Source organism: Fluviicola sp. (assembly GCF_029266855.1).
In the GTDB taxonomy this organism is placed as follows: Bacteria; Bacteroidota; Bacteroidia; order Flavobacteriales_D; family Crocinitomicaceae; genus Fluviicola.
This window is the reverse complement of sequence record NZ_JAQSWB010000005.1, coordinates 71,970-94,162: the sequence shown is the minus strand read 5'-3', so window position 1 is coordinate 94,162 and position 22,193 is coordinate 71,970. Positions and strand designations below refer to the sequence as shown.

General features: G+C 40.1%; 27 protein-coding genes. 7 read left to right on the top strand and 20 right to left on the bottom strand.

Translation table 11 applies throughout. The features are described 5' to 3' along the window. Positions 1 to 134: 134 nt before the first annotated feature. The 6 genes from K0S23_RS12125 (at position 135) to K0S23_RS12100 (ending at position 5,348) form a co-directional block, all read left to right on the top strand. On the top strand, positions 135 to 893 hold the full coding sequence (locus tag K0S23_RS12125) for a membrane metalloprotease (RefSeq protein WP_300357693.1): 759 nt from the start codon (positions 135 to 137) through the stop codon (positions 891 to 893). A 123-nt stretch (positions 894 to 1,016) separates the two neighbouring features. Continuing rightward, complete coding sequence (locus K0S23_RS12120) at positions 1,017 to 1,475, top strand: hypothetical protein (protein ID WP_300357690.1); 459 nt, start codon at positions 1,017 to 1,019, stop codon at positions 1,473 to 1,475. A 254-nt stretch (positions 1,476 to 1,729) separates the two neighbouring features. Beyond that, the gene (gene hemA, locus K0S23_RS12115) at positions 1,730 to 2,956 is read left to right on the top strand and encodes a glutamyl-tRNA reductase (RefSeq protein ID WP_300357687.1); all 1,227 of its coding nucleotides are present in this window, start codon (positions 1,730 to 1,732) and stop codon (positions 2,954 to 2,956) included. A gap of 9 nt (positions 2,957 to 2,965) precedes the next feature. Then, entirely contained in the window at positions 2,966 to 3,877 is a 912-nt protein-coding gene (gene hemC, locus K0S23_RS12110) for a hydroxymethylbilane synthase (RefSeq protein WP_300357684.1), read from the top strand. Further along, a complete protein-coding gene (locus K0S23_RS12105) occupies positions 3,852 to 4,523 on the top strand; it encodes a uroporphyrinogen-III synthase (RefSeq protein ID WP_300357682.1) in 672 nt (223 codons plus the stop codon). The genes hemC and K0S23_RS12105 overlap by 26 nt, the downstream gene beginning before the upstream one ends. Positions 4,524 to 4,847: 324 nt before the next feature. Further along, the gene (locus K0S23_RS12100; protein WP_300357680.1) at positions 4,848 to 5,348 is read left to right on the top strand and encodes a sterol desaturase family protein; all 501 of its coding nucleotides are present in this window, start codon (positions 4,848 to 4,850) and stop codon (positions 5,346 to 5,348) included. Positions 5,349 to 5,352: 4 nt separating this feature from the next. Here the strand turns inward: K0S23_RS12100 and K0S23_RS12095 are convergent, their stop codons facing one another. From K0S23_RS12095 to K0S23_RS12055, 9 genes are read right to left on the bottom strand one after another with little or no spacing between them, the layout of a single operon-like run. Beyond that, positions 5,353 to 6,390, bottom strand: a complete 1,038-nt coding sequence (locus K0S23_RS12095) for a beta-ketoacyl synthase chain length factor (protein WP_300357679.1) — start codon at positions 6,388 to 6,390, stop codon at positions 5,353 to 5,355. After that, positions 6,381 to 7,580 (bottom strand): beta-ketoacyl-[acyl-carrier-protein] synthase family protein, encoded by a 1,200-nt coding sequence (locus tag K0S23_RS12090; protein ID WP_300357676.1) that lies wholly within the window; start codon positions 7,578 to 7,580, stop codon positions 6,381 to 6,383. The genes K0S23_RS12095 and K0S23_RS12090 overlap by 10 nt, the downstream gene beginning before the upstream one ends. 5 nt (positions 7,581 to 7,585) lie before the next feature. Then, on the bottom strand, positions 7,586 to 7,855 hold the full coding sequence (locus K0S23_RS12085; RefSeq protein WP_300357674.1) for a phosphopantetheine-binding protein: 270 nt from the start codon (positions 7,853 to 7,855) through the stop codon (positions 7,586 to 7,588). A gap of 3 nt (positions 7,856 to 7,858) precedes the next feature. Then, positions 7,859 to 9,136 carry an ABC-2 transporter permease gene (locus K0S23_RS12080; RefSeq protein WP_300357672.1) on the bottom strand — a complete coding sequence of 426 codons (1,278 nt, stop codon included), beginning with the start codon at positions 9,134 to 9,136 and terminating at the stop codon, positions 7,859 to 7,861. After that, positions 9,136 to 9,879: an ABC transporter ATP-binding protein gene (locus K0S23_RS12075; protein ID WP_300357670.1), complete on the bottom strand. Its 744-nt coding sequence runs from the start codon at positions 9,877 to 9,879 to the stop codon at positions 9,136 to 9,138. Before K0S23_RS12075 ends, K0S23_RS12080 begins: the two co-directional genes overlap by 1 nt. A 5-nt stretch (positions 9,880 to 9,884) precedes the next feature. Continuing rightward, complete coding sequence (locus tag K0S23_RS12070; protein ID WP_300357667.1) at positions 9,885 to 10,892, bottom strand: BtrH N-terminal domain-containing protein; 1,008 nt, start codon at positions 10,890 to 10,892, stop codon at positions 9,885 to 9,887. Further along, positions 10,892 to 11,290 (bottom strand): hypothetical protein, encoded by a 399-nt coding sequence (locus K0S23_RS12065; protein WP_300357664.1) that lies wholly within the window; start codon positions 11,288 to 11,290, stop codon positions 10,892 to 10,894. The genes K0S23_RS12070 and K0S23_RS12065 overlap by 1 nt, the downstream gene beginning before the upstream one ends. Then, the gene (locus K0S23_RS12060) at positions 11,291 to 12,439 is read right to left on the bottom strand and encodes a beta-ketoacyl-ACP synthase III (protein ID WP_300357662.1); all 1,149 of its coding nucleotides are present in this window, start codon (positions 12,437 to 12,439) and stop codon (positions 11,291 to 11,293) included. A 2-nt stretch (positions 12,440 to 12,441) separates the two neighbouring features. Next, the gene (locus K0S23_RS12055) at positions 12,442 to 13,353 is read right to left on the bottom strand and encodes a hypothetical protein (RefSeq protein ID WP_300357659.1); all 912 of its coding nucleotides are present in this window, start codon (positions 13,351 to 13,353) and stop codon (positions 12,442 to 12,444) included. 152 nt (positions 13,354 to 13,505) lie between these two features. Between K0S23_RS12055 and K0S23_RS12050 the strand changes: the two genes are divergently transcribed. Further along, positions 13,506 to 14,675, top strand: a complete 1,170-nt coding sequence (locus tag K0S23_RS12050) for a DUF2062 domain-containing protein (RefSeq protein WP_300357656.1) — start codon at positions 13,506 to 13,508, stop codon at positions 14,673 to 14,675. Between the two features lie 49 nt (positions 14,676 to 14,724). On the opposite strand, the gene K0S23_RS12045 is transcribed toward K0S23_RS12050, so the two are convergent. The 11 genes from K0S23_RS12045 to K0S23_RS11995 are packed head-to-tail and all read right to left on the bottom strand — an operon-like array spanning position 14,725 to position 22,188. Then, on the bottom strand, positions 14,725 to 15,090 hold the full coding sequence (locus K0S23_RS12045) for a hypothetical protein (protein WP_300357653.1): 366 nt from the start codon (positions 15,088 to 15,090) through the stop codon (positions 14,725 to 14,727). Next, the gene (locus K0S23_RS12040; protein ID WP_300357650.1) at positions 15,090 to 15,716 is read right to left on the bottom strand and encodes an outer membrane lipoprotein carrier protein LolA; all 627 of its coding nucleotides are present in this window, start codon (positions 15,714 to 15,716) and stop codon (positions 15,090 to 15,092) included. Before K0S23_RS12040 ends, K0S23_RS12045 begins: the two co-directional genes overlap by 1 nt. Then, positions 15,700 to 16,473 (bottom strand): polysaccharide deacetylase family protein, encoded by a 774-nt coding sequence (locus tag K0S23_RS12035; RefSeq protein ID WP_300357646.1) that lies wholly within the window; start codon positions 16,471 to 16,473, stop codon positions 15,700 to 15,702. Before K0S23_RS12035 ends, K0S23_RS12040 begins: the two co-directional genes overlap by 17 nt. Next, positions 16,457 to 17,383 (bottom strand): beta-ketoacyl synthase chain length factor, encoded by a 927-nt coding sequence (locus tag K0S23_RS12030; RefSeq protein ID WP_300357643.1) that lies wholly within the window; start codon positions 17,381 to 17,383, stop codon positions 16,457 to 16,459. The genes K0S23_RS12035 and K0S23_RS12030 overlap by 17 nt, the downstream gene beginning before the upstream one ends. A gap of 1 nt (position 17,384) precedes the next feature. Continuing rightward, a complete protein-coding gene (locus K0S23_RS12025; RefSeq protein WP_300357640.1) occupies positions 17,385 to 18,560 on the bottom strand; it encodes a beta-ketoacyl synthase in 1,176 nt (391 codons plus the stop codon). Then, the gene (locus tag K0S23_RS12020; RefSeq protein ID WP_300357637.1) at positions 18,561 to 18,815 is read right to left on the bottom strand and encodes a phosphopantetheine-binding protein; all 255 of its coding nucleotides are present in this window, start codon (positions 18,813 to 18,815) and stop codon (positions 18,561 to 18,563) included. Continuing rightward, on the bottom strand, positions 18,808 to 19,416 hold the full coding sequence (locus tag K0S23_RS12015; RefSeq protein ID WP_300357635.1) for a 3-oxoacyl-ACP synthase: 609 nt from the start codon (positions 19,414 to 19,416) through the stop codon (positions 18,808 to 18,810). Before K0S23_RS12015 ends, K0S23_RS12020 begins: the two co-directional genes overlap by 8 nt. Beyond that, complete coding sequence (locus tag K0S23_RS12010) at positions 19,413 to 20,489, bottom strand: beta-ketoacyl synthase N-terminal-like domain-containing protein (RefSeq protein ID WP_300357632.1); 1,077 nt, start codon at positions 20,487 to 20,489, stop codon at positions 19,413 to 19,415. Before K0S23_RS12010 ends, K0S23_RS12015 begins: the two co-directional genes overlap by 4 nt. Next, positions 20,482 to 20,910: a thioesterase family protein gene (locus K0S23_RS12005; RefSeq protein WP_300357629.1), complete on the bottom strand. Its 429-nt coding sequence runs from the start codon at positions 20,908 to 20,910 to the stop codon at positions 20,482 to 20,484. Before K0S23_RS12005 ends, K0S23_RS12010 begins: the two co-directional genes overlap by 8 nt. Then, positions 20,907 to 21,326 carry a hypothetical protein gene (locus tag K0S23_RS12000; RefSeq protein ID WP_300357626.1) on the bottom strand — a complete coding sequence of 140 codons (420 nt, stop codon included), beginning with the start codon at positions 21,324 to 21,326 and terminating at the stop codon, positions 20,907 to 20,909. Before K0S23_RS12000 ends, K0S23_RS12005 begins: the two co-directional genes overlap by 4 nt. Further along, positions 21,316 to 22,188, bottom strand: coding sequence for a lipid A biosynthesis acyltransferase (locus K0S23_RS11995; RefSeq protein WP_300357624.1), 873 nt, complete (start codon positions 22,186 to 22,188; stop codon positions 21,316 to 21,318). Before K0S23_RS11995 ends, K0S23_RS12000 begins: the two co-directional genes overlap by 11 nt. Between the last annotated feature and the right edge of the window lie 5 nt (positions 22,189 to 22,193).

Here is a 22,193-nt window from a genome sequence, read left to right as displayed (position 1 = left end):
ATTTTTTCATTTCTTAATTAAGTTACTAAAAAACATGATCTATGAAACCTATAAACATGATTTTAACTTCTCCTTTCTCCCTTTTAATTTTTTACTTTCTAATAAAGTAGTAACTTGTCTGGAAACACTATTTTATGAGATCCATTACATTTTTGGTGTTAGCATTTTTGCTAATGACAGTTCCGGCATGCAAGAAGGACAGTGATCGGCGAATTAAAAAATTTCACCGGCAGGAAGTTGGTCATTCTGCTCGTGATATCCTTTCGGACAAGGACTACAAATCCATTTCGGTTGAGATCATTTTCATGAGTGGTTTCAGACCTACCGATCAGGCGATTGAAAATTTAAAGCAGCTTATCACAAGCACTTGCAATAAACCCGATGGAATCCGTTTGGTTTTTAAGGAAATTACCGCCCAGGGAAAAACTTCCTATTCCATTGATGATGTAAAAACGCTCGAGAATAACCATCGGGAAGAATTTACATACAAGAAAGATCTGGCCGTTTGTTTTCTCTTTTTGGATGGACCTTCCAATGAGAACCAGGGTTCAAGTATGGTATTGGGTCATGCGTATTACAATACTTCCATGGTAATTTATGAAAAGTCATTACAGGATAATTCGGGAGGATTCGGCGAACCGGAACTGTATAAACTCGAAACTACAGTTATGAATCATGAATTCGGTCATATTTTGGGATTGGTAAATTTGGGATCTGCCATGTATAATCTTCACCAGGATGCAGCGCATGGTTCTCATTGTGACAATTCAAATTGCCTGATGCATTGGGAAGTTGAGACAGGAAGTATCTTTTCAAACCTGGTTGGGAATTCACCCATTCCGGTATTTGATCAGAATTGTTTGCGGGACTTACATGAGAATGGAGGGAAATAGTAAATCTTTGGCCATAGGGATCAAAATGTAAAAAGAAGTTAATTCTGTCGGCCCTCCGACTTAATGGCTTCTTATTTTATATCGGTTTTCGTAATTTGATTGTCAATCCATTTTTGATTCACTATGAAAAACGGAAACAAGATCCTGGCAATTCTTCTGATTCCTGCAATTTTTTTACAATCATGTATTGTCTCAGCTCCTAAATATACCCATGTGGAACAGGTCATGCAGCTAAAGCCCGGCATGAGTTTGGATACCGTGAATCAGAGACTTGGAATACAACCTTACGACATTGATATTTACGATTCTACGGGTTACAGATCATTTGTTTACAAATACCGCACTACTGACCGGAAAACAATACCTTTTATGTTGAAGGAGACGAATGGAAAGAAAAAGATCGGCAAATATATGGACCTGGTTGCCTATTATGATTCAACGGATATCGCATATAGGTTTGAGTCCAGGCCTACCGATTCGAAAGTTGACCAAAAGAAATTCAATATAAATGCCGTGGTGACGATCGTTACCGTGATTGTCCCGGCTTTACTGGTTTATTTAGGGATTCAGAACACGAAGTAAGTTAAATGCAAAGCAGCTGATTCTTCACTTCCCCGTATAAGTTTTATGATCTTAGTTGGTTTTTTCCTTGTTTCGGGATGCTGTAAACATGATTTTCGTCATATTTTGCGAGCCCGTTTTTCCGCTATCCCTTTGTTCTTATGGGTTTCCAATTGTTTATATCGATTCTAAATTAAATGAGCTGACAGTTTTCTGACAATTAAAAGCTTCTTCTTTCCCAATTTTGCAAGCACAATAAACTAGAAAGACCATTCGTGATTAAGCAACTGCATACAATCGCATTTACGCATCGAAATTTGGAAGTCTCCAAAATTGGAGCTTTGCATATCGAACAGGATTCTGTTCAATCACGCTTCCAATCCGTTAAGGAACGTCTGCATATTGATGAAATTATGTTTTTGTCGACCTGCAACCGCGTAGAATACTTTTTAGTTACGAATGAAATCGTTTCTCCCGAGTTTCTTTTTGACTTCTTTTCCTCCCTTTATCCTGAATTTAATGAGGAGAAAGTAAACTTCTTTGCTTCCAAAGCAGTTGTTTACGGAAAAATGGAGTCGGTAAATCATGCTTTGAGAGTAGCGGCATCAATTGATTCATTGGTTATCGGTGAAAGGGAAATTATTACCCAGGTTCGACAAGCCTATGAGCAATCTCGTGATTTGGGACTTTCCGGTGATGCCCTGCGTATTTTATTTCGTCATACGATCGAAACGGCAAAACGCGTTTATACCGAAACGAAGATCTCGATGAAACCGGTTTCGGTTGTTTCCATTGCTTACCAACGACTGGTGGGGATGGATGCTCCGAAGGATGCACGTGTTTTAGCTATTGGTGCCGGTGTTACAAACACTGCTATGCTGCGTTTCTTAAAGAAACACGGTATGAACAATTTTGTGATCTTCAACAGAACACTTGAGAAAGCGGAATTGCTGGCAGAAGAATTGGGGGGGAAAGCATACCCCTTAAGCGAATTGGAAAATTATACCGAAGGCTTTGATATTTTGGTTTCCTGTACGGGTTCCGAAGACGTGATAGTAGACGAAAAAGTGTACTCAATCTTGTTGAATGGCGAAACAAATCCTAAGATTACAGTTGATCTTGCATTGCCAAGTGATATTTCTTCTGAAGTTCATGCCAATTACCCGACAAGATCCATTTCAATAGAAGTTCTTCAGCAAATCTCAGACAGTCATTTGAAAGAACGCTCCCAGGAAGTAATTCATGTAGAGCAGATTTTAGAAGAGGCAAATAATGAATTTCGCAACATTGCAAAGATGCGTGCAATAGAAGTTGCTATGAGACCTGTTCCCCAAATGGTTAAGGATATTCGTGCAACTGCTTTCAATGAGATCTTTAAGAATGAACTGGATCAGTTAGATCCTTCTTCGATGGAGATCCTGGAAAAAGTGGTTGGTTACATGGAGAAAAAATACATGAGCATGCCAATGATTATGGCAAAAGAAATCATGTTTAAATCGTAATTTTACTTCATGAGAAAAATTCGTATCGGTTCGCGCGGAAGTGATTTAGCACTTTGGCAAGCCAATCATGTGAAAAATCAGCTGGAAGCACTTGGTGCTGAAGTAACAATCACCATTATAAAAACACAGGGAGATGAAATTCAACACCTGAGTTTTGATAAATTGGAAGGAAAAGGATTTTTCACCAAGGAGATCGAACAAGCTTTACTCCAGGAAACCATTGATCTGGCAGTACATTCTCATAAAGATTTGGAAACAAATCCGCCGGAAGGATTAATTATTGCAGCAGTCTCGGAAAGAGAAAATCCTGCAGATGTATTGCTGATACACCCGAAAGCCTTTGATGAAACAGCCTTTTGGAGTTTAAAACAAGAAGCTGTGGTGGGAACCTCCTCAGCAAGAAGAAAATCACAATTGGTCGGATACCGTCCGGATGTAAAAATCAAAGATTTAAGGGGAAATGTTCCGACACGGCTTCAAAAATTGGTGGATGGTGAATACGATGCCATTTTACTAGCCAAAGCCGGGTTGGACCGCCTGAAATTAGATCTGAAAGGGATGCACGAAATCGTTTTGGATCCCGAACAATTTATTCCGGCTCCTGCGCAAGGTGTTTTGGCTCTGCAGATCAGGGAAAGCGACCACGATTTGTATAATTTCATGCAAGCCATGAATCACGAGGATATTCAATCTCAAATCGCTTTGGAAAGAACGGTGCTGAATCGTTTACAGGGAGGTTGTCAGCTTCCGCTTGGAGCTTATTGCCCGGAGGAGGGCAGATTACTGGTATCATTTGCACACGATTGGGAACAGGGAGCTCAATGGTTTGAATTTGAAGGACCGCACGATTTGGACATGGTTGATGTAGTTTTAGAAGCTTTACTAGCCGAAGAAGATGAAGATCAGGAGTATATTTCTTAGTTCGAATAGTGATTCATCTCTTCCAATCGTTGATTTTTGCAATAAAAACGGAATTCTCTTAGCCCGAAGATCATTTATTTCCTTTCAACAAGTTCCTTTTGAAGTTCCCGGTGAATGGGAAGTCATTTTCTTTTCATCTCCCCGCTCATTTGATTTCTTTGCTTCTGACGATTTTAGCCCGGAATCAAATCAACAAATTGCATGTATCGGATCGGAGACCAAAAATCACATTGAATCAAAAGGTTATGTGGTGTCTTTTTTTGGCGAGAATGCCGGAAACCCAAAAGAGATCGCAGTTAAGTTTAAAGAATGGCTTGGTTCCCGGCGCGCCCTTTTTCCGCAATCTGCCAGATCCAATAAGTCTATAGAAGTTGAACTTCCGGAAGCACAGAAGATTCCCCTGGTAGTTTATGAAACAGTTGAAGACCCGATTTTGTTCAGAACGGCTTTTTCAATTTATATATTTACAAGCCCATCCAATTATCTGAGTTTTATTTCACTGAATACCATCCCCAATGAGGCTAAAATTCTTGCTTGGGGAACTACAACCGCCCAGGTTATTGTAAATAGCGGTAAGTCAGTTGATTTCATATTAGAGACTTCCACTTATTCAGAACTCCATAGAATCCTGCTGAAACTCATCTAGAGAAATTAGTTTTTTTTAACTAAAAAATCACGATTTAGTTATGTTTTAGAACTATTTGCGTTCAAAGTTGTTTTAACTTTGTTACAGGTTGTGATAGAACAACTGAGTGCCAAAATTGACAAGTTAATTCAAAAAGTAATACTCACTAATTTCTATTCTATGGAATCAACATCTAATAATCAAAATTATGAATTCCGTGTTTATCCTGATGAAAAATCGCCTAAACTATTCAAGTCACCTCTTCTGGAGGTTCTAACTAAGACAAAACTTTGGATAATTATTGTACTGTATAGCACTGTAGCTATAATTTGGCTTTGGGTTTATATGCATTATTTTCAAGGAACTACGATCAAATTAATTTCATTGTTTTTTCTTGGGTTTTTTGCCTGGACTTTCGGCGAGTACGTTTTACACCGCTTTGTCTATCATAAGCTGAAAGATGCATCTTATGATACAGGGCTGCAATACATGTTCCACGGAATTCATCATCAGTATCCGAGCGATGAAGATCGTATTATTCTGCCACCGGTTCCGGGATTAATCATTGCAAGCGCCCTGTTAGGTGTTTTTTACCTGATAATGGGAGGTGAAGCATTTACTTTCGGTCCGGGTTTCCTGATGGGTTATCTGGCGTATATCAGCATTCACTGGATGGTGCACAGTAAACCGGCACCTGCGCGATTTAACTTCTGGTGGAGACATCACAATATCCATCATTACCAGCAGCACGACAAAGCTTTTGGGGTATCTACGCCAATCTGGGATATTGTGTTTCGGACAATGCCTTTAAAAGGAAGGAAGACAATTACCATTTTGAAGAAGTAAGGTCTTATTTCTGAATAAGGATCAAGCTGTGCCGAACAGCGTCAAAGTGATTATAAATTAAAATGGTGCGCGGTTCTGCTGCTGCACCATTTTCTATTAAATGATGTGCCTTCCCGTTTAATAACTGAACTGCAAGATAACTTGCAAAGGCACTCACGGTGCGGTATTCTCCTACAGATTTTTTGAAGTAAACGGTAGGTTTATCACCAAAGGGTTTTGCCAGTTCATCATACCAGGAATCCGTTAATGAATCGCCGTTTTTGCCAAGCAGTAAACAGTCCACATCTTCAGGATTCATGTTTTGTTCTGCAAGAAAGCTCAACACAAAATCTCCAATTTCATTCTTAGAAAGACAGGAAGATTGCTTCAATGCACTGAATTTTGCAAGGCTTTTTTCAGGATTGTTGCTCAGGAAAAATTGGGTAGAGCCTTCACCGCAGTACGAACCGGGTGTATTGGAATAAAGTAAGTCTTCATTTGAAACCAATTCCTGTTTGAACCGTTTTCCCAAATGGTCGATATTGTAATTGTAGTCTGAGATTTCTTCTACTGCTCCAAGCAAAATGGTTTTTTCTTCCTGTCCGTGTTCATCAAAAAAGAGTGAAGCATCCAGCAAGGCTGATTCGAAGGCTAAAGAACCGTTCACGTGGGTGATGTTGTAGCCCATGTTTTCGGAAATAAGTGCAACTTGCCCCGCTAATGCATTGGGTGTGCTTTGTACAAAGTTTGTAGGCGTTAAAGTTCCTTCGTTGTACTCAACGATCTGATTCAAAAATTTGATACAATCTTCCAAGCCACCATTTGCCGTTCCGAAAATAATCCCATCGGGTTTTGGATTTCTTCCCATTAAAGGCAGCGAAACACCAATTCCCATTCGAACAGCTTTTCCCATTCTTCTTAGCTGAGAGGCGGGAATAATATCCTGGTAAGAAGGCTCGATCGCTTTGTATATAAATTCATTGAATACCAGCCAGTCTCCATTTTCGAATGACAAGTCGTGGGTTTTTTGCGGAGAAATCGCGTATAAATCTTTTATGTACATGCCGAAAAGATTAATGAGGTGCAATTTCCTCCAAAACCAAATGAATTGGAAAGAACATGATTGATAGTTACATCCGGTGCATATTTCAAGGTTGGCTTGAACGGAAAGTCCGGGATCGGTTCTTCGATTCGCAGGCTTGGATATACTTCCCGGTTCTGAATGGAAAGAATGCTGTAAATAGCTTCTAATGCACCTGCAGCGGCCAATGTATGTCCGACATAGGATTTGGTAGAACTAAACGGCGGAACGTCTTTAAATAGCTTTGAAAAGGCAAATGATTCAGTTAAGTCATTATTGGGAGTTCCCGTTCCATGCGCATTGATATACTGAATGTCTTCGGGGTTTAAGTTCGCCCGTTTTAAAGCTAACTCCATTGCGAGTCTGGGTCCTCTTGCATCATCTGAAGTTGCAGAGGGATGAAATGCGTCGTTGCAAATTCCAAAACCTGAGAATATGGCATGGATCTTTTTTGAATCGGTGACATCTGCCTTTCGTTCCAAAACAAGATAGGCAGCAGCTTCACCTAGGCTCAAACCTTCCCGGGTATTGTCAAACGGTTTGCATGCTTGTTCGCTCAGGATGCGAAGTGAATTGAAACCATTTACAGTAAACTTCGCCAGGCAATCACTTCCGCCGGCAATTACGCGATCCACTTTTCCTGTTTCCAGCAAGCGGGCACCAAGTGCAATGGCGTTAGCAGATGAAGAACACGCGGTGTTAATTACGTCCGTGATTCCTTTCATGCCGTAGAGCCGTACAATTTGTAAGGCGTGGTCCGAACCTTCATAGTGTTTTACGAATTCGGAGGGGGAACCTTGTAAATTGGCGTCGTGGTACAAATCATCCGTGTAACACATTCCTCCAACCGTACTCGAACTTATAAAAGCTGTTCGTGTGGAAGCAAGATCCTCCGGACTAAGTTGTGCGTCTTGAATTGCTTCCCGGAATGCTTTGACGGCAATAAGGGTAGTACGTGTATAGCCAAGTCCTTTTTCAAGACCCAATTCAAGCAATAATTCTTCATCGCTTTGATCAATCTCACCAAATACCAGGGAATCGGAATAATGAGATTTAAAATGTCTGGCTTTTCGGATTCCTGAAATTTCATGTTCCAGGGAATGTCGGTTTTCAGCAATTGTTAATCCAATTGAACTGATTGCACCCATTCCCGTAACAACAATTTCAGCCATCGGTCTTATTTTGTTCTGTTCGCAACAATGTAGTCTACGATCGTATTGACATCCACCAAAATTTGTCTACCCTCAGTAGGGTTTTTGATTTTTATCCCGTACTCGCGATCCAGTAAAACAATTAATTCTACCGAATCAATGGAATCTAAACCTAAATCTCCTCCAAATAGGACTTCGTCATTCTTGATATCTGCTGGAGTTAAATCCAACAAATTCAGATATTTGATCAAATGTTCTTTGAACTCAACGATTAATTCTTCTCTGTTTGTAGTCATATTTTAAAGATAATTTTGAATTCTCAACTTTATGAATATCAAGAGTTGACAAATTACAGTAAACAAAAATAAGAAAGATATAGTACCAATTAATTCTCCCCAGGCACCATTTTTCAAGAAAAGGATATAATATCCTTCCAAACACCACTTAAGCGGTGAAATATTTCCGATCGTCTGCATGTAATCCGGCATGACGAAATTCGGGACCCAAATTCCCCCGATTGCTGCAAAAATAATAATGGAAATGGCACCGAACCCGTTAGCCTGTTCCTGCGTTTTAGCATACGTTCCGACCAGAACCGCATATGAAATTGCTGAAACGGCTGAAAGCAAGGTAACGACCATAAAAGGCAGAAAGGCATTTGGCATGGCCAGTTTCGGTAAGCCGAGATACGGGAAGATGTAAATTCCCATCATGAAAAGGAGAAGTAACTGGGATAAGGCTACAAAAAGGTAGACCAGGAATTTGGAGATAAGGGTCAATGCAAATCCGCCCGGAATTGTTTGCAACCTTAAAAAACTCCCGGATAAACGTTCTTTCACAATATTCCCCCCCAATGAGATAACCATGAAGAACATAGCAAAAATCGACCATGCCGGAACATTGTGCTGGCTGGAGTTCGGAATCAGTTCCGCGACCTCATTTAAGCTTGCATTCGCAATTTTTAATTTGGTTTCGCGGTTTACGATTGCCTGACGAATAGTTGCCGGAATGGAATCGTAACCCATTTCCTGGAAAAGTTTCGAAACCATTTCTTCGTTTTCGATCCCGTTTGTGATAGACTGGATTCCGTTGATAACAGATATACGAAAGTTTTCCTGGACAACCGGATCAAAGTAAATCGAAATTTCCTGCTTCCGTGGTGTGGTCTTTGGTGCTTTCTCAATTACGCCCATTTGTTCGAGCATTAATTTGGAAATATTATCCGCATTACCGGCCATTTTTTCACTGAAGTCGGATGGAATGTAGATTCCAAGCATGGCATCTTCGTCAATGGTTGTGCGTTTTACAGCTGCTTCGGATAGCCGGTCCTTCTTCCGGATCTCAAAACTCCCTGATTGCACCAGGGCTTTTACCAGTGAATCGCCTAATGAACCTTTATCCTGGTTGGAGATAAGTACCGTAAGTTTGTTCTCATTTACAATTTGGAACGCACTGTTTTGAACGATTGTAATGATAAAAACCAATAAGAGGGGCATTAGATACATCAAAAGCAGCCCGACTTTGTCGTGCAAAACCAGCAGTATTTCTTTCCATACGGATGCCTTTAATTTTTTCATCAGTCGCGCAAAAGTGTTCCGGTTAACTTAAGAATTAAATCTTCGAGGTTACTTACCTCGTGTTTTTCCAACAAGTTGGTCAATGTATTATTCGCAATAATTTTTCCGTGATCGATCAGGATAATCTGATTGCAAAATTCCTCAGCTTCCTTTAAATGATGAGAAGTATAAATAATAGTAGTTCCCTGCCGATTCAATTCCTGCAGCAAACTCATAATGGCGATCTTACTTTGAACATCAACCCCAACGGTAGGTTCATCGAGAAACAGGATCGAAGGATTATGAAGCAGGGAAATGATGAGGTTCAAACGCCGTTTCATTCCTCCCGAAAAAGTGGATACTTTTTGATTTTTCACATGAAAAAGTCCTACTTTTTGTAATAATTCATCTATTTTTTGCGCTAATTCATCTTTTTTGAGATCATACAGATTTCCGAAATAGGATAAATTTTGCTTTGCCGTAAGTTCGGGGAAGAATGAAAAGTCCTGCGGAACAAATCCAAGACTACTTCTTATTTCCCGCGGACTTTTTTCTCCGTTGAGATGATAAGTTACAGAACCCAAGGTTGGGTCTAAAATGCTGCAAAGGATGGAAATAAGTGTTGTTTTTCCCGCACCATTAGGTCCGAAAATCCCAACGATTTCTCCTCTTGAAACGGTAAAATCCACTCCGTCTAAGCTCGGAACCGTATTTTTTCCGTAAGATTTATAAACTTTTGAAACATGCAAAAGAGTCTCCTGCATTGTGTTTAGAATTTAATTTTCGCCAGTTCCTGGAAGGCTTCTTTTTCAACTGCACTGATTTCAACCAATAAATCGGCACAGGCATCAAAATCTTTTTGTTCCGTTAAACGGCCTTTATAAATTCCGGACATTTGAAGAGCACTGTCTCTCCACAAATCGCCGGCTTTTGTTATTTTTTCAGAGATGTTCGCTAACTGATCATTTTGCATGATCACTGATGCTTCTTCCAGAAATGCTGCATACAGGAAACGAAATCCACCACCACCGGTACCAATTTCTTCCTGCATACGAACTATTTGACCCAGGTAAAGACCAGCCTGACGAGGGCCTAATTTTTCTCTCCAGCCACGAATTTTTTTGGATGTATAAACGATTCCTTTCACTCCTGCAATTGCTCCGGGAATCTTCAGCATATCCCTGCAATTTCGCTTAATACCTTTTGCAATAGCGTATCTTACCTGATCCTGTGTGATCTCACCAACTTCTACCGGGTAGTAGATGTGTCCTTTTGGAGCCAGAGCACCTTTTGCGAAGCGCACGCGCTCCAGTTCTTCAGTACTTAAAGAAGTAGTGATTTCCATTACGGGATCACTCACCAGGTAACGGTCTCCTTCTTTTCCAAAAACGATGAGGTTATGGGCATTGAAATGAAAACGGTATTCTTTGGGGAAATAAGGCAAGTGAAAGACACCAACCTGGCATCCTACCTTTAATCCTTGTGCGAGTTTGGAATCCAGAAAAGCTGTTGCTTCTTTCGGATCGCTGAATTTTTTGCGCTCTACCTTTACATCCAAAGCTTTACAAGTGCGTTTAAAAATAGCTCCTGGCATTGTTCGGAAGGAAATAGCCGGGCCATTGTTTACCTTCATAAACGGGATGTGTATATAGAACAAACCGGATCCCATTCCAAAAGCGAGCGGCTCAGTAATAAAGTCCACACCATGATGCTTTAATAAGCTCACAGTAACCCCATTTTCACAATGGGCTGTTTGGTGATGAGTAAATTCTGACACTAAGCTTTAAAATTTTTGAGTTCGTTAACGGAGATTTCAAATGCATCGGCATAACGCTTTAACACGCGATCACTTAATTTACTGAATGTGCCCGGTTTTAAATGTCTTTTGATGCGAAATTTCCAGATTCCGGTATATCCCGCTAAAACGGTGAAATCCATTAATTTTTCTTCCATGAAGTAAAGAATGGGACTTGCTTCTCCTTTTTTTATTCGTTCCCGCGCATCCGAAGTTCTTCTTTCAATTTCCTTCCATGCTTCATCCAGGGCAACTTTTTTAGCTTCCCATCCGGTACTTAATTCAGTATCGTATTGACCGTTCTCGTTCTTTACATAACAGACTTCTCTTGTAAAATTTTCAAGAGCACTTTTATCTTGCGGAACTTCGGACTTTTTCATTTAGCAAACTGTTAAGAAAGCAAACACATAAGAGAACCTGGAACTTTCCGGGACAGCAAGCAAAATGGTATCACCTGTTTTTAATTTGCCGCTATTGAAAAGTTCATCCACCATCAGGTAGATCGATCCGGCTCCCACATTTCCGTGAGTAGCCAAATTGGAGAACCAGCGTTCTTTAGGAATTTCCATCCCGTTTTCTGCCAGTTGTGAATATATTTTGTCTTCAAAGAAATAACTCGACATGTGTGGCAGGAACCACGTTACATCGTTTTGGGTTAAATTACTTTCTTCAAATTTGGTTTTCAATTTATGGAATCCCAATTTGACAATATGCTCATCCAATAACTTCACGTCCTGCTTGATACTCAGGATGGATTTTTCAATCATTTCCTGAGGATCATAATCCATATAGCTTTTTAGAGTTCCGTCTTCCAATTTTTCAGACGCCATATACATACATGCTTCGATCTCGTTCGCAAAAGAGATCCCTTCTACCCAATCAATACGCAGTGAAGGACCTTCGGCGTTTTTCTGATCTTCTAACATAAACACAGCAGCGCCGTCAGAGAGCATCCAGCGAAGAAAATCTTTGTCAAAAGACAAATAAGGATTTTGTTCCAACTCGGTGAGTTTTTGAATTTCCAATTCAAATTTGTCGGAGCTAAGAACACGGGATAAACGTTCTGATCCGGAAGAGATCGCTTTTTTGCTCATCCCTGATTTGATGGACATAAATGCATATTTCATCGCATGCATTCCTGAGCAGCAAACCCCGGAAGGAGAAACTACTTCAATGTTTGCGGATTCCGGTAACCAGCCATGAACCATTACACCGTGAGACGGCATCATTTGGTCGGGTGATGAAGTTCCGCAACTGAGCAGATCAACTTCTTTGATTTCTTCCGGGTTATCCGTAAATAGTTTGCGGATAGCCAATGAAACCATTTCTGCATTGGTATGGGTTGCAGTTCCATCTTTTCGGATTGCATAATAGCGGTTTTTAATTCCGTTATTGCGTAAAACAATCCTTCTGGATTTGGAAGCACGGTCGTTAATTAATCCTAAATAATCCTCCATCTCATCGTTTGAAACGGGATTATTCGGTAAAAAAGATGCCGTACGTGTTATATATACTTCTTTCAAGCTCATTCTTATCTCAATTGAGTGCCTCTGTAATATGCTAATTCGCGTTTAATTTGTCGTCCTGTAAAGGGGCGTACAAAGATATGATATATCATTAAAACAATTGGCGAAACAATAAATAAAGCGAAAATCAAATAATATTTAAAGAAGTTAATCCAAAATTTACGATTTCCTCCTTTTGCAGTTTTCTTTGTGATCAAATTTGCCCAGATCATGAACAGTTTTTTTGCTCTTGATTCGATGAATAGAATAGAAATCGGGATATTAATGCCGCCTTTTTCCACAAGTTCTTCCTGGAATCTGTCTGTTTGATTATCGTTTAATTTTTCCTTTAACAAAGCGCCAAATTGACTTACATTTTCAATATCCTCATCTGAAACACCAGGTTTCGGGAAAATGCCCCATTTTTTCGTTTTCTGACCGGTCAACATCCAATGCAAAATTGTTATAACACTGATTAAATTACTTGTTTTATCAATTAATGGAACATTTCCCACCAATTTTCCGCCGGCAGAAGCAATTTGTTTTTTTACTGCTTCCTGGGAATTGATCCACATATTCCGAGAGCCCAAAACGGTTACAATTTTTGTACCATTCATGATTTTACGAAATTTTTCATCTTGTAAAACAGCAGATGCAGGAAGCGAAGGAGAAAGAAACCAGGGTTGATAACCGAAAATAATTAAGTCGTATTGATCCCTTTCAAAGAGAAGGGGTTTTACCGGAATTGGTTTCTCAAGAACGGTTTCTGGCATAGCATTGAAGAATGCTGCACTATTCCATGGAAATGGAAAAGGTGTAAGAGGTTCAACCTTTACCCATTCTATTGTACTGTCCGTGAACGGACTGCAGAAATTTTGAAGAATTTCTGTAAGTTGTCCGGACTGAGAATAATGTATAACTAAGATGTTCTTTGCCATAGTTAATTTGGGGTCTTAGAAAAAGTGTTTAACCTTTACGTGTACAAATTTAACAAGGTTTTGTTTCTAAACTACTTTTTGCCGGCTTTTGAAATATCAATCTGACAATGTCAGCAGTGAATCTTGGAAAGTTATGATTAATTTTGTGCTTCATGGAATCAAGTCTGGCATCAATAACAAGCATAAATGCTTGCGTAATTATTCCCACCTACAATAACGAGCGAACCCTGGAGCGTGTTATTCGGGAAGTGTTGGAGTATGCTCCTTCCGAGTGTGTGATTGTGGTAAATGACGGTTCTACGGATTCTACCTCCGAAATTCTGAAATCTTTCGAAAAGGAAGTAAGCATCCTGGTTAATGAAGTAAACAAAGGAAAGGGTTATTCTCTTAGAAAAGCCTTTAAACTTGCCCAGGAGAAAGGTTATTCAAACGCTTTGACGATTGATTCCGACGGGCAGCATTATCCGAGCGATATTCCTTTGTTGATTGAGCAGGCAATTAAGCATCCGGGTGCTGTGATCATGGGTTCCAGGAATATGAACCAGGAAGGAGTGCCGCAAAAAAGTTCCTTTGGAAATAAATTTTCCAATTTTTGGTTTAAGGTTGAAACCTGGATAAGCTTACCCGACACCCAAACCGGTTTCCGTATTTATCCTTTGGAACCTTTGAAGAAGATTTGGCTGTTCACCAATAAGTTTGAATTGGAGATCGAGGTGATTGTAAAATTAGCCTGGCGTTTTGTTCCTTTTGTTGCTGTACCTATCCAGGTAAAGTACGATCCTGACGAACGTGTTTCTCATTTCCGTCCGGCGAGGGATTTTACGCGGATCAGCATTCTGAATACCGTTTTGGTTCTCACAGCTTTAATTTGGTATTATCCGCGGAAGTTTTTTTCAATCCGGACATGGAATATTATTAAGCATGAGGCGATCAAACCCGAGGAATCAAATTTTAAAAAGGCATTGTCTATCGGTTTCGGATTTTTTATGGGAATCGTTCCTATTTGGGGATTTCAATTATTGATAGGGATTCCTTTGGCTGTCTTATTCCGAATGAATAAGGTGTTGTTTATTGCGGCGGCAAATATTTCAATCCCTCCGATGATTCCGTTTATCATTTACGGAAGTTTTCTAAGCGGACAACTATTTCTGACCGGTGAAACAAATGCCTCCCAGCTTGCAGATCTCAGTTTGGAAGCAATTCAGAACAATGCCTACCAATATATTATCGGAGCCTGCGTTTTTGCCACTGTTGCTTTTGTGGTGTCTTTTTTGGTGAGTTTTGGGTTGCTGAAAATGTTCCGGAAAGAACCGAAAATATAAGCGTTAAAAAATGTAGGGATGCGATTAATCGCATCCCTACATTTTTTGTTTAGATATAAATACCACTGAATTTCAAACAAATTCCTTCTGAATTGCTTAACTGTCCGGAAACCTTTAGACTTTGATCTTCCTGTTCCGTAATAGTCATTTTGAAAAGGGCTTCAGGAGTTTTTTCCGGATTTAATATAGCCAGGAATTTACTGGTATTTAAGGATCTTAGTTGAATGTTTTTGTTGAAGTGTGTTCCCAGGATCTCTTTCACAAGTTCCAATTGCACAACACCGGGCGTTACCGGGTTATTGGGAAAATGTCCTTCGTAAATTGCATGTTTCGCATTGATAGAAATTTCGGCTTCAAGCACATTTTCTTCAAACCTGAGTGCCTTGATCTTATAAAAAGTGTCTTTAAGTATCATTAGAATGTAGTGAATTTAGTATCGTTAATTGTGCCGTTAATTTCCATGTTTGAAAAACTGTAAACCAACTTGTTATCGCTGTCGGTCAACATCGTGAGTTCCTTGATCGTGAGTTCCTTTTTGCCAAAAATCAGATTGATTTCGGAGACATAGCGCTTCATTTTATCGCTTTTCGGAGTAAGGACCAGTTTGTAGTTCGATTTGTTTTCATAGTAGCTGATCTTAAACTCTTTTTCATTTAAAAATTCTCCGGTCATCATCTGAACCATTAACTGTTGGATTTTCTTCACGACCATTTTGGAGGAAGCACTGCTTACTTCTTTTCCTTTTTCCTGCAGTTTAACTGTCTTTCCATTAATTAGAATAACCTGGCTTTCGGGTTTAGTCTTTTCCCAGCGAATTTTATTCTCCTTCTTGTACCACATTTTACCTGATCCTTTTTGGGCTGTCGTTAAAAGGGAGGAAGTTGCAGTTTCCATAAAATCTGCCTGGATGGATTTTGTTTCTTTATGCTGTTTTTCTAAAGCGGCTTTACACGCTTTCGGATCGGCAATCCTGGTATATTCCTGCGCGCAAATCCTGGTTGAAACAACCAATAAAAGAAGTAAACTACTTATTAATTTCATGAATGAATTTTTTCAGGTGTTCTTGGTTTGCAAAAATAATACCATTCGCTTTTGCCTGAAGAATATACTCTTCCAGTATATCTGCTGTTTGAACCAAATTATCATGCAATAAGACAATACTGCTGTTCCTGGTATATTTCACCAGACGGTCCAGTAAGGCTTCCTTGTTTTTGAATGAATCGTATGAACGCACGCTCCAAGCAATGATCTTCATTCTCCTTCTTTTGAGCGCTCTTGCAATTTTCGGATTGGTATAACCGATCGGTGGCCTGAAAATAGTTGGCTTTTCAGATAGAAACGGTTTGATAGTCTCCGAAAAAGAATCAATTTCCTTTCCTACTTTTTCGGTGTTAAGCATGGCAAAAAAAAGGGAGTGATTTTGCGTATGGTTCCCAATGGTATGTCCCTCAGCTATAATGCGTTGAAAGATTTCCGGATGCTCCTGGACTTTGCGACCAATTACAAAGAAGATCGCATGGATGCCGTGCTTTTTTAAGACATCCAGAATGCGTGGCGTTAATTCCGGATCCGGACCATCATCAAATGTCAGTATTACTTCCTTACCTATGTTGCGGAAAATAGTAGGATAGAAATATTGAAAACGGAGAAAAACAATTCCAAAAACGAGGATGAGCAAAAAATTGGAGAAAATGTAAGCAATCCAAAGCCATAGATAAGGACTGTTCCAAAAGACCACAAGAACAATCAGGAGTGTGCTGAGTGCTACTAAAATATTTAATCTATGCTTCCACTTCATTTCTGCGGATGAGCGTTAAGCCCAATTTGTTTGATTCCATGTTATTTATAATCAAAATAGCTTCGGAATCGGAGTTTTCAATGAACCAGTCATTTGCCATATGTACGGCAAAAGCAGAAGCACTTTGATAATATCCTGAATAATCCGGAAAGGAATAATGTGCGCTGGTTTTGGATTTAAAATCCGAACCGGCTTCAAGAACCAGGTCGAGTTCCTGGAGACTGCAGTTATTTGAACTTAGAAATTTTTCTATTCTGTTTTCAGTGTTTCCTTCAGAAAAGAATACTTCACATGCCTGAATATGCGAAATTGATTCTCCCTTTTTGCCGGATAAGACCATAAAAGTTGCTCCTGATGTAAATGGATGACTCGTTTCGATCAGGGAGCCGCGGAGTCTTTCCAAAAATGGAATGGCTTCATCTGCAGCACCAACCAAAACGGAGCTTTTCCCCTCATCGATGCACAAAAGACCATCTTTCAATGCCACTTCAAAAGAAAGTGCATTTTGAGTATGTGTCATGTTATATGCATGATTCTTCAGATCCAGCGAGATCTGTCCGGAAATAGTGTTGTGCGTACTTTGAATAAAGGCTGTCGGGGAAAGAATATCACCGCTAACTGTATTGATCGTTACCAGGAATTTTTCCGTGTCTGTTAAGCAACCAAGTGCTGTCCCAACGGAGATTGAATCGAATTCATGTGAAACCTTTTCCTGGCAGGCCTTTGAAACGGTGATTCCCATGCGTAAAATGGTGCTCAATCTTCTGAGTGCGGCAACCGGAATATAATTTTTGTAATCCGGTGAGATCAATCCTGTATCGGCTGTTAAAGGTTTTAGTTCATCCCAGATGTTTTTTTTCTGGAATGAATCCTGGTGCGTAATCGATTCTATATGTTGAATGAAATACATGCTAAACCTTGCTTAAAATGATGGTCGAATTATTCCCTCCGAACCCGAATGAGTTGGATAAAATATGCTTGATCGTATTTCCTTCGGAATAGTTTTTCACGGGAACTAAACCGGTCTCTTCAATTGCTTGTTTGAAATTCAGATTCGGAAGCAATATGCCCCGGTTTAATGCCAGGATACCAAAAACTGCTTCGATTCCACCTGAAGCGGCTAAAGTATGTCCGGTATAGGCTTTTGTTGAACTGAATGGAGGAACTGCCGAACCAAAAACAGTTTTGATCCCGTGGGATTCGGACAGATCGTTGTTCGGGGTTGCGGTTCCGTGGGCATTGATATAATCAATGTCACCCGGATTCAGTCCTGCTACGGCTAATGCTCCTTTCATGGAAAGTGTGGCACCGAATCCTTCGGGCGAAGATGCTGTTTGATGATAAGCATCCGAAGCATTGCTCCAGCCGGAAAGTATTGCTATGGGTTCCTTACCGGATTTTTTAATGGTTTCTTCTGTTTCCAAAACAATGTATCCTGCACCCTCACCGAGATTCAGTCCTTTCCTTGTTTCATCGAAAGGCCTGCACCATTCGTCATCAAAGATCATTAGGGACCTAAACCCTGAAATGGTAAACTGGGACAAGCCATCAGTTCCTCCTACCACCACGCGATCCAATTGGCCGCTTAAAAGCATTCTTGCTCCCAGCATGATTGAATTTGCGGCTGAAGAACAAGCGGTAGAAATGGTGTTCACATACTCGTCGATTCCCAATTCTTTTGCAATTTGTTCGCTGGTAGATCCGCTTGGATGATTTCTATAGATACTCAGATCATCACTTTCACCGTTTAGAAAATCTTTGTAAGCAATTTCACTCACATCCATCCCGCCGACGGAAGTTCCGGAGATCAGCCCCGTTCTTATTCCCGGATTCAATGAATGTCCGCGGAATGCCTCTTTGGCTGCGATCATACCCAGAATAGCAGTTCGGGAAGCATCTTGTGTCAATTGAAAGCGCTGAACTAATTCTTCATTCGTCCAGCTGATTTCACCTACTTTAAAACGTTCTGTATAGGTCTTCTGGCCCTGCTTAATTCCTGTTTTTTCAGAACGCAAAGCGAGTAAGCTTTCTTCTACGTTTTCACCGATAGAAGAAATCACACCATATCCAGTAACGTAAATGCGCATTTATTGGTTTTTAGAAATATAATCCGCCAGTGTGTTTACTGATTGAAAGATCTCTTTTCCTTCACTCGGATCTGCAATTTTAATTCCATAGTTGGAATCCAATAAAACGATGAATTCCAATGCGTCAATTGAATCCAATCCAAGGCCCTGATCTCCGAATAGTGGAGCATCATCCTGGATATCTGCGGGAGTTAAGTCTTCTAGGTTCAATTGCTCAATAATTTGAGCCTTTAGGTTTTCTTTTAAGTCACTCATTTCTGTATTGTTTAATTAGTGTTGAAAGTTCAAGTTCGATTGAATTGTCAGCATTTTCAGAATTAGTTAGCAAAAATAGGAAACATTCTTGTTCGCCATCCGTTTTTGCCTCTACCCATCCGCATAAACAGCTTTTATTTCCCTTATCGAATGCCATTTGTGCCCATTCTGAAAAATGGCCGGGGTTAAAGCTGTCTTCCACATAAAAGCAATTTTCACCGTACCATTTGTGACGAATAGATAATTCGCCCGTAACGATATTCGGTAAAGTATATACAAACAGGGAAGGGCTTGGGTTTTTCAGTTTCTCATAGCTTTCTACGAACAGGTTGTCTGTATTTTGGCTTGCCGAACTGTTTGCGAAAATGAGTTGAAGATCATTTTCCTGATCAATTCCTTCCGGAAAATAGGGAAGGAGCAATTCTGTTCCGATAAAGGCCATTTTTGAAAGCACATCCATCTTGTAAAACTTCGGATAGTCTACTCCAAGCTGCTGGTATGCCGACTTGAAAGGATTCTCTTCGTTTTTGAGGTCTGAGACCGGTTTTCCATTCAGCAAAACTGCTTGTGGACAAACGTAACTATGTGCTAGGATCTTCACGGCAGTTTTTGTAAGATTAAACTTGCATTTCCTCCTCCAAAACCGGAAGCTGTTTTAAGAATCGTATTGATTTCTTTTGATTCCATACGTTGAATGATATTTAAGGGAACCGACGTTCCTGTTTCACAGTATCCAATGCATGGAAACAAAGTGTTATGCTCCATAGAAATGATGCTCATGATAGTTTCCAATACACCGGCTGCTCCAAGAGTATGTCCGAAATAACCCTTCATGCTGTTGAGCGGAACCTGATTCAGGTTTGTGCGGCCAAATGCAATGCTTTCCATTTCATCGTTGAAAACTGTTGCTGTTCCGTGAGCGGAAACGAAATCTATGTCTGAAGCTGTAAAACCACTTCTTTTAAATGTTTTTTCAATGGATCGCACCAAGCCTTCGCCTGTTCTTGAGGGTCCGGAAATGTGGTTTGCATCATTTGATGAAGAGCCTCCTTTGTACAAAACAGCAGATTCGCTTACTTTTTCTTCGGAAACCAAAACTATTCCGCATCCTTCACCAAGAGTAGTTCCGTTTCTGTCTTTATCAAAGGGTCTGCAGGCTTCGTTGCTTAAGGCAAACAAGCTTTGAAAACCGAAAGAAACAAATTCGGAAACCGCATCGATTCCAATGACAATTATTTCCTGGTATTTTTCAGCAAGAATGTAATCGGCTGCAGTATTGATTGCAATTACCCCGGAAACGCATGCATTTGATATGATAAATACATCTGTTTTCGGAAAGAACTCATGTATGATGGGTTTGGTACTTGCAAAAGTATCACCGGGAAGCAAATCAATGTTTCCTTTGGTGGAACTTACAATTACAGCCATGTTTTCGAAGAGCTTCGATGAAAGTTTTTGCCGGGCTTTCTCCAGTGCTTCTCTTAAAAGCGTATCGTACCGGTTGGAAGAATTTCCTTCTCTTTTAGCCAGCGGGATACTTGTATCCTGAAAACCGGCTTTTTCTGTAAGTTTAATACCTGAAACACCGTTTTTGAAAGCCTCTAAATGCTGCTCAACCGTGTTTCCAAGCGGGCTTACCAAGGAAAGATATTGTATGTAAACGGGTTTATGCATCAATCCAGTTTTGAGCTTGCTCCCAAATCTGATAGAATTCGGGTTTGATTAATTCCAATGTACGGTCGGAAACGAACATAAATACCTGCATGGTCATTCCTGTAGCTGCAACCTGTTTGGTTGTGTCGTTGATTACTTCGTAACGAAACACGATCTTCGCTGAATCGTGCTGTTCCAGGGTAACGTTGATTAATGCGGCTTCTCCGTAAAAAATAGAGGATTTATGCGTGATCTCTGATTTGACAATCGGAATAAAATATCCCTTTCCGTAAACATCGAGGTATTCCATTCCGTGATCTTTACCGAATTGTTCTCTGGCATCTTCGAAAAACTTCAGGTAATTACCATGCCAGACAACTCCCATTGCATCCGTTTCACTGAAACGTACGGGAACTAAAAGGGATGATTTTAAGACTTTCATGCGAGAACAATTTTCATTTGGCAAGTCAAAAGCACATGTCCGTTTGATTTGGCAACGCCTTCTACCAAATGAATGGTATCAAAGGTGCTTAGTATTTGAACCGATGTTTCAATCAGGTCATCTTGTTTTGCTGTTTTTTCAACCTGAACTTGCGTAACTGCACCGATGAATCCCAATTTTGGTTCACCATCTTCTTCCAGGCTGTTCAAATAACCAAAACCGGCGGCACAGGTTTGTGCAATATTCTCAATTAATGCTGATTCCGATAAAATGGCATTCTCCAGGAACAAATTATCAGGAACAATTTTGAACTCGGTTTTGAAACCACTTTCGTCTGCTGTCAATAAACTGTCAATCATCACAAAAGGAGCTCTTTGAGGGATGATTGAGGTAATGTTTTCTTTGTTAATCAACATAATATTCAAAAAAGTTAAACCATTGAGTTGGGCTCGCTTTCACTTGCTCTTCCAGGTGTTTTACATATGCTTCCGCAATTTTTTCAGGAGATTCGAATTCAAGGAGCGGATCTGTGGCACTTAATTCATAGTGCGTACTACCTGATTTGACTGCGTATACAAAGGTAAGCGGAACTTTGAATTTATGTGCCATAATAAATGGTCCTGCAGGGAATTCTGCATAACCGTTCAAGAACGGGAATCTAAAGTTCTTTTGACCAGGTGTTGTCCTGTCGGCATGTAAGGCGATCAATTCATTGCGTTTTAGTGCCTGGTGAATCAAAATGAGGTGCGAAAGATCATCTTTGATCGGGATGAGCTGGTATTGTGATTTTCCGGCGGCATCTTCCAGGTAGGCTTTGATTTTTTGAACTTCGGCATCGAGCATCAAAATATTAATTTTCAATGTGATTCGTTCACCAAGCAGGTTTCCGGCATTCTCCCAATTTCCCACATGCGCTGAAAAAAGAAATCCGCCTTTACCAGCTTCGTTCATTTTGATCAAAGCTTCTTCATTGTTAAAACGGAAGGTAAAGATTCTTTTTCGCGGGGTTTTTAAAGCGATTCTATCGATCAGTGTTTGTCCGAACAAATACAGATTTTTCGCTGTTGCCTTAATTGCCTGCCACTTGGTGTAATTAAATCCTTTTTGGTAAAAGGAAATTAAAGCTTTTCGCGGTTTTCGGGAAAAGAGCAGGAAATAACCGGAAACAGCGATGCAAAAAAAGTAAGCGAACCGAACCCCCAGGAATCGAATAGAGTAGATAAAAAACTTATATCCCCAAAGTGAACCTTTGGTTTTACCGTCCCATTTTTGTTCCATTCACT